We start from the raw sequence: 1,029 nt of genomic DNA, 5'->3' as shown, positions 1-1,029 counted from the left end.
TTAGTGCCTGTTTGTATTACCGTATTTACGATTCTACTTGTTTTTCTGACGTTGTAGAAGATAAAGCGGCGGAACCGGCCGAGTTATGGCCGGTTCCGTTAGAAAAGTCCCTCAAAATGTTTGGTTTCTTCGTGTACAGGCAGTGATTCTCCTTTTAAGTATTTATTTGTAGTAGATATGTCTGCATGCCTTGCTTGGTCGCGAGCTATAACAATTCCTGCCGAATTTGCTAAATCGCGGATACCAGTATCTTTTAGGGAATAAAATTGATAAGAATCTGGAAATTTTAGAACTTTACGAACTTTATTAAAGTAGGTTCTATAGACACGTGAAGTCGATTTCTCCTTGGATGGTTTAAAGTCTTTGCCAAATAAATAACAATCGTTTCCATGAGTGAATATCTTTAAGTTGATCATGGATTTTATTAAAGTATCATTTAAACCTACCATACCGTCTTTACGATTCTTGGAAATACTTGAAGGGATAAAAACTTTCTGTTCTTTCAAATATATATCTGATAGCTGAATATTTGATAATTCATCAGGGCGAATAAGTGTATAGTATTCAAATTGGCAAAGTAATAGAAAGTAGGGATTATTTTTTTCTAAATAATCTTTTAGTTTTTGGAGATCCTTGATTGACAGGGCCTCTCTTTTTTTGTTGTCTTCTGTTAGTGATTTAATGTTCTCTACTGGGTTTCTGTCTATATACTGTTTTTCTAATAACCAACTACCAAAAGAAGATAACCAGGTACGATAATTATTCCTGGTACGGGCCGATGAATCACGATCTATGAGGATGTAATCTAAAAAATCGCTGGCGTAGACCTTATCAAATTGATATATGTATATCATAGGGGTAAGGCGTTTTTGATTGTATTCATGTAGTATTTTGATTCTTTTTTTATAATCAATAAAAGTGCTTTCTTTAAATACTTTGGATTTATGGAATTTAATTAGAGTTTCCTGAATAATATCAGTTAACTGATTTTCATCGAAATAGCTCTATCCATATTTTCTCATTTCGCAA

The 1,029-nt window shown here is 33.1% G+C and carries 1 protein-coding gene; it reads right to left on the bottom strand.

Annotated features, from left to right (window positions below; genetic code table 11):
• Positions 1-98 precede the first annotated feature (98 nt).
• Positions 99-854 (bottom strand): tyrosine-type recombinase/integrase, encoded by a 756-nt coding sequence (locus NSB03_RS20840; protein WP_371826240.1) that lies wholly within the window; start codon positions 852-854, stop codon positions 99-101.
• Positions 855-1,029: the final 175 nt, after the last annotated feature.

It is taken from the genome of Bacteroides acidifaciens (assembly GCF_024623065.1).
GTDB lineage: Bacteria > Bacteroidota > Bacteroidia > Bacteroidales > Bacteroidaceae > Bacteroides > Bacteroides acidifaciens.
This window is presented reverse-complemented; position numbering and strand designations above follow the sequence as displayed.